At 63.4% G+C, this 6,598-nt stretch carries 1 protein-coding gene, 3 tRNA genes and 3 rRNA genes; all 7 read left to right on the top strand.

The window, feature by feature from the left end:
- Window positions 1-631, top strand: a 16S ribosomal RNA gene (locus DRV84_RS08040); the annotation flags it as partial.
- Between the two features lie 214 nt (window positions 632-845).
- A tRNA-Ile gene (locus DRV84_RS08035) sits at window positions 846-922 on the top strand.
- 42 nt (window positions 923-964) lie between these two features.
- Window positions 965-1,040: transfer RNA gene (locus DRV84_RS08030), tRNA-Ala, on the top strand.
- Between the two features lie 338 nt (window positions 1,041-1,378).
- A 23S ribosomal RNA gene (locus DRV84_RS08025) occupies window positions 1,379-4,951 on the top strand.
- Between the two features lie 81 nt (window positions 4,952-5,032).
- Window positions 5,033-5,147 (top strand): 5S ribosomal RNA (gene rrf / locus DRV84_RS08020).
- 52 nt (window positions 5,148-5,199) lie between these two features.
- A tRNA-Met gene (locus DRV84_RS08015) sits at window positions 5,200-5,276 on the top strand.
- A 430-nt stretch (window positions 5,277-5,706) separates the two neighbouring features.
- A complete protein-coding gene (gene htpX, locus DRV84_RS08010; RefSeq protein ID WP_115979364.1) occupies window positions 5,707-6,594 on the top strand; it encodes a zinc metalloprotease HtpX in 888 nt (295 codons plus the stop codon).
- Window positions 6,595-6,598: the final 4 nt, after the last annotated feature.

Below are 6,598 nucleotides of genomic sequence, written 5' to 3'. Positions count from 1 at the left end.
ACGGCCGCAAGGTTAAAACTCAAAGGAATTGACGGGGGCCCGCACAAGCGGTGGAGCATGTGGTTTAATTCGAAGCAACGCGCAGAACCTTACCAACCCTTGACATCCCGGGACCGCGCCAGAGATGGCGTTTCCACTTCGGTGGCCCGGTGACAGGTGCTGCATGGCTGTCGTCAGCTCGTGTCGTGAGATGTTCGGTTAAGTCCGGCAACGAGCGCAACCCACATCCCCAGTTGCCAGCAGTTCGGCTGGGCACTCTGTGGAAACTGCCCGTGATAAGCGGGAGGAAGGTGTGGATGACGTCAAGTCCTCATGGCCCTTACGGGTTGGGCTACACACGTGCTACAATGGCGGTGACAGAGGGTTAATCCCGAAAAACCGTCTCAGTTCGGATTGTCGTCTGCAACTCGACGGCATGAAGTCGGAATCGCTAGTAATCGCGGAACAGCATGCCGCGGTGAATACGTTCCCGGGCCTTGTACACACCGCCCGTCACACCATGGGAGTTGGGTCGACCCGACGACGGTGCGCTAACCCTCCGGGGAGGCAGCCGGCCACGGTCAGCTCAGCGACTGGGGTGAAGTCGTAACAAGGTAGCCGTAGGGGAACCTGCGGCTGGATCACCTCCTTTCTAAGGACGATCCTGGCAGAGAGGTCCGCCTCTCTCGTGGATCGACTTGGCAGCGTCCGACGCACGCGGCGGCCCGCAGGGGTCGCAGGCGACGAGAGGCGCCGCTGTCTCAAGCAGTGGCGCGGAAGGACGTATACACACGGCCACGGGCCGTCCTCATATCCCTTCAGCCTGAACAAGATGCGGAACACGAGCAGGCCGCCGGTCTGGTCACGGGTCGGTAGCTCAGGTGGTTAGAGCGCACGCCTGATAAGCGTGAGGTCGGAGGTTCAAGTCCTCCTCGACCCACCAGTTCTCGGGCAGGGCGCGGCCACGGCACGGCCGCCCGGTCAAGGGGCCTTAGCTCAGCTGGGAGAGCGCCTGATTTGCATTCAGGAGGTCACCGGTTCGATCCCGGTAGGCTCCACCATCCCCGCCCCGCGGGGCCGCATCGCGATCCGGTGGGATCGCCGGACGCATCCGAGGATGCGCCCGGCCGTCCCACGGGACGTTTGACATCGTCGAGAGAGATACGAAACCAGCACCCCTGGCGCCCGCGAGTGGGCGGGCGCCCCGGGCATCGGTCCTTCTCCGGAAGGGCCCGCGCGGCGCAGGGGTGCTGTCCAAGTCAAGTACACTGACCGCGAGCGCCCTTCGTCGGGGCGCTCGAAGGGAAAGTACGACTTCCGGATCCGGTGAGAGGGCGCGCGACGAACCAGCCGCGTGGCCCGTGCAGCCGCCCTCGGGCGTCCTGCGCTCACTGGATCGGATCAAGCGCGAGAAGGGCGTCTGGTGGATGCCTTGGCAGCAAGAGGCGATGAAGGACGTGATACCCTGCGATAAGCCATGGGGAGCCGGGAATAGGCTTCGATCCATGGATCTCCGAATGGGGCAACCCACCTGATTGTTCGTTGTTGTCGCGCCGCTCCGGCGGTGCGGTCACCAGCGGGCAGAACCAGGTACTTTGAGGCTGAATACATAGGCTTCAAAGAGCAAACCCGGGGAACTGAAACATCTAAGTACCCGGAGGAAAGGACATCAACAGAGACTCCGTCAGTAGCGGCGAGCGAACGCGGACCAGCCGAGCCTCGAGTGTGACCGGAACCGTCTGGAAAGGCGGGCCAGAGCGGGTGACAGCCCCGTACGGGAAGCACGAGAGGACGTATCAAGTAGAGCGGGACACGTGAAATCCTGTTCGAAGATGGGGGGACCACCCTCCAAGGCTAAGTACTCCTTGCTGACCGATAGCGAACCAGTACCGTGAGGGAAAGGTGAAAAGCACCCCGACGAGGGGAGTGAAACAGTACCTGAAACCGGGCGCCTACAAGCAGTCGGAGCTTGACTGGACACTCATGACAACCAAAGACGGGGCCGGACCTTGGAACAGGGAGCGGCCTCATGGCGGACGGGACATTCGCGGCATTGTTGCTGGTGGCGGGGCTCTACGAGATGAGCACCAAGCACTGTGGGACGCCCGCGGGCTGCCTCGGCCGCGAGGCGGGGACGCCGCGCCTGGCGCTCTCCGCGGGCGAAGTGATCGAGCGCAACGCCGATCCGGCGGCGGAGGTTTACCTTCGCTACGACCCGGGCGCGCGCTTCGGCCCCTTCGGGCAGGCCGCCGGCCTCTCGCTCGGCGAGAACGGCGAAGCCTGGATCGGCTACGGCGCGACATGGGCGACCGACTTCGGCGGATCGCCCCTCTACGCTGAGCTGCACGCCATGCCGGGGCTCTACGCACCCGGCGACGGCTTCGACCTCGGCGGACCCATCGCGTTCCGCTCGGGCGTCGAGCTCGGGTGGCAAAGCGCGCAGGGCTGGCGCGTCGCGGTGAGCTACGATCACCGCTCCAACGCCGGTCTCCACGAAGAGAACCCCGGCGTCGAGACCGCGCAGCTCAGGGTCAGCCTGCCGCTCAGGTAGGGCAGGGCGATCCGGCCGGCGGGCCAAGGATCGGCGCCGCTTGCCATGGCTACGCCATCGCACCGCACCCAACCGGCCAAGGGCCGGCACGGAGTGCCGACGCGCCCCTGCGCGTCGGTCCAAGAAAGGTTGTCATCAGCGTCCAGTCGAGTGACGGCGTACCTTTTGTATAATGGGTCATCGACTTGGTCTCACATGCAAGCTTAAGCCGCTAGGCGGAGGCGCAGCGAAAGCGAGTCTTAAATGGGCGTCGAGTATGTGGGATCAGACCCGAAACCGAGTGATCTAGGCATGGCCAGGCTGAAGGTGCGGTAACACGCACTGGAGGGCCGAACCCACATCTGTTGAAAAAGATCGGGATGAGCTGTGCCTAGGGGTGAAAGGCCAATCAAACTCGGAGATAGCTGGTTCTCCGCGAAAGCTATTTAGGTAGCGCGTCGGATGAATACCCCCGGGGGTAGAGCACTGGATGGGTAATGGGGCCCCACAGGCTTACTGATCCTAACCAAACTCCGAATACCGGGGAGTACTGTCCGGCAGACACACTGCGGGTGCTAACGCCCGTGGTGGAGAGGGAAACAACCCTGACCTCCGGCTAAGGCCCCCAATTCGTGGCTAAGTGGGAAAGCAGGTGAGACGGCCAAAACAACCAGGAGGTTGGCTTAGAAGCAGCCATCCTTTAAAGATAGCGTAACAGCTCACTGGTCTAATCAAGCTGTCTTGCGGCGAAGATGTAACGGGGCTCAAGCCACGAGCCGAAGCCGAGGAGTGCGTAAGCACTGGTAGCGGAGCGTCGTGTGACGTGAGGCTCTGCCTCTTGCGCGAAAGTTGCGGTGTCACGCAGCTGTCGCGACGGAGGCGCGGGCCTCCTCTGTGAAGCCGGGGCGCGAGCCATCCGGTGGAGAGATCACGAGCGAGAATGATGACATGAGTAGCGACAAAGGGGGTGAGAGACCCCCTCGCCGAAAGTCCAAGGGTTCCTGCTTAAAGCTAATCTGAGCAGGGTGAGCCGGCCCCTAAGGCGAGGCCGAAAGGCGTAGCCGATGGGAATCAGGTCAATAGTCCTGAGCCAGGAGGATGTGACGGATCTCGACCGTCGTCGGACCTTATCGGATTGGTCCGGCGGCCGAGCGGTCCCAGGAAACAGCCCTCCATCAGACCGTACCCGAAACCGACACAGGTGGACTGGTAGAGCATACCAAGGCGCTTGAGAGAACGATGTTGAAGGAACTCGGCAAAATGCCTCCGTAAGTTCGCGAGAAGGAGGCCCGGGTCCTGGGCAACCAGGGTCCGGGGGCACAAACCAGGGGGTGGCGACTGTTTACTAAAAACACAGGGCTCTGCGAAGCCGCAAGGCGACGTATAGGGTCTGACGCCTGCCCGGTGCCGGAAGGTTAAGTGGAGGTGTGAGAGCACCGAAACGAAGCCCCGGTAAACGGCGGCCGTAACTATAACGGTCCTAAGGTAGCGAAATTCCTTGTCGGGTAAGTTCCGACCTGCACGAATGGCGTAACGACTTCCCCGCTGTCTCCAACATCGACTCAGCGAAATTGAATTGCCTGTCAAGATGCAGGCTTCCCGCGGTTAGACGGAAAGACCCCGTGCACCTTTACTACAGCTTCAGACTGGCATCAGGATTGCGATGTGCAGGATAGGTGGCAGGCTTCGAAACCGGGACGCCAGTTCCGGTGGAGCCACCCTTGAGATACCACCCTTCGCACTCTTGATGTCTAACCGCGGCCCCTCATCGGGGTCCGGGACCCTCTGTGGCGGGTAGTTTGACTGGGGCGGTCGCCTCCCAAAGAGTAACGGAGGCGCGCGAAGGTTGGCTCAGAGCGGTCGGAAATCGCTCGGCGAGTGCAATGGCAGAAGCCAGCCTGACTGCGAGACCGACAAGTCGAGCAGAGACGAAAGTCGGCCATAGTGATCCGGTGGTCCCGCGTGGAAGGGCCATCGCTCAACGGATAAAAGGTACGCCGGGGATAACAGGCTGATACTGCCCAAGAGTCCATATCGACGGCAGTGTTTGGCACCTCGATGTCGGCTCATCTCATCCTGGGGCTGGAGCAGGTCCCAAGGGTACGGCTGTTCGCCGTTTAAAGAGGTACGTGAGCTGGGTTTAGAACGTCGTGAGACAGTTCGGTCCCTATCTGCCGTGGGTGCAGGATACTTGAGAGGAGTTGCCCCTAGTACGAGAGGACCGGGGTGAACGATCCACTGGTGGACCTGTTGTGGCGCCAGCCGCAGTGCAGGGTAGCTATGATCGGACGGGATAACCGCTGAAGGCATCTAAGCGGGAAGCCCCCCTCGAAACAAGGTATCCCAGAGGGCCGTGGTAGACCACCACGTCGATAGGCCGGAGGTGTAAGTGCAGCAATGTACTCAGCTGACCGGTACTAATGGCCCGACAGGCTTGATCCGATCCAGTGACCGCAGGACGGCCACTCGATCCAAAAAGTCGCACTCCAGTATACTTGACATATCCACCGGGCGCTTGCCCGGTTTGGTGGCCATAGCGCGAGCGAAACACCCGGTCCCATTCCGAACCCGGAAGTTAAGCGCCGCAGCGCCAATGGTACTGCGTCTCAAGACGTGGGAGAGTAGGTCGCCGCCAAACCTGACAAGCGCCTGGACGCAAAAAAAAACGTATCTCTCTCAACGATCAATACCGCGGGGTGGAGCAGCCAGGTAGCTCGTCAGGCTCATAACCTGAAGGTCAGAGGTTCAAATCCTCTCCCCGCAACCAACAATCCCCAACGAAATCAACACACTACAGGCCGAACGCGACGCCCGCGCGAGCGGCCGAAAAAACGACTCAACACCCACGCAACATTCGCCCCCAAACTGAGACACACGGCGCGCCGCCCGTGCGCCCAGCTTACAACCGCTGGGCATCCAACGGCGCCGTCTCACGAGATCCCACCGCTCCCGCCGCGCACCGAAAAAGGCGCCCCGGCACATGCCATAGGAACCATCGCCTTAGAGCCGGCGCCCTAGGCGGATCCGCAGCCCGGTCCACTCCCTCGCACCCGTTCACGAGCATGGAACCGCGGCACGCCCAAGCGCGGCCGTCACCCGCCTTGTGCGGCGCGGCTCCCGGAAGGCGACGTCGCGGGTTTCACGGTCCGCCCTCCATTGCCTATATCGCAGTCCATCCGGGAAAGGGGAGCGATCCGATGGCAGGCTACATGCGCACCGCGATCCTGATGGCCGTGATGACCGCGCTCTTCATGGGCGTGGGCTATCTGCTGGCCGGGCCCACGGGCATCGTGCTGGCCTTCGTCCTCGCGGCGGGGATGAACCTCGTCGGCTGGTGGAATTCCGACCGGATGGTGCTGCGGATGCACGGCGCGCGCCCGGCCGAGGGGCCGGGGAGCGAGGGCCTGCGCCGCATGGTGGCCGATCTGGCCCGCCGCGCCGGGATGCCGGTGCCGAAGGTCTACGTGATCGAGACGGCGCAGCCCAACGCCTTCGCCACCGGCCGCAACCCCGAGAATGCCGCCGTCGCCGTCACGACCGGGCTGCTGCAGCGCCTCTCGCGCGAGGAGGTGGCGGGCGTGGTCGCCCATGAACTCGCCCACATCCGGAACCGCGACACGCTCATCATGACGATCACCGCGACCTTCGCCGGCGCGATCTCGATGCTGGCGAATTTCGAGCTCTTCTTCGGCGGGCGGCGCGACAGCCCGTTGGGGCTTGCGGGGACGCTCGCCATGATGATCCTCGCCCCGCTCGCCGCGGGGCTCGTGCAGATGGCGATCAGCCGCGCGCGCGAATACGAGGCCGACCGCACCGGCGCCGAGATCTGCGGCGATCCGGACTGGCTCGCCTCGGCGCTGGAGCGCATCGCGGGGCAGGCGGCGCGGATCGACAACAACGCGGCCGAGCGCAACCCGGCGACGGCGCATATGTTCATCATCAACCCGCTGCACGCGCACGGCTACGACAACCTCTTCTCGACGCATCCGAAGACCGAGAACCGTGTCGCCGCGCTGCGGGCCATGCCCGGCGGCGGCCGCCCCGCGACGCCGCGCGATGCCGCACCGGCCGGTCCCTGGGGATGACGCG

This window comes from Rhodosalinus sediminis (assembly GCF_003385555.1).
GTDB classification, from domain to species: domain Bacteria; phylum Pseudomonadota; class Alphaproteobacteria; order Rhodobacterales; family Rhodobacteraceae; genus Rhodosalinus; species Rhodosalinus sediminis.
The sequence above is the reverse complement of the archived record's forward strand: the minus strand, read 5'-3'. Positions and strand labels throughout refer to the sequence as shown.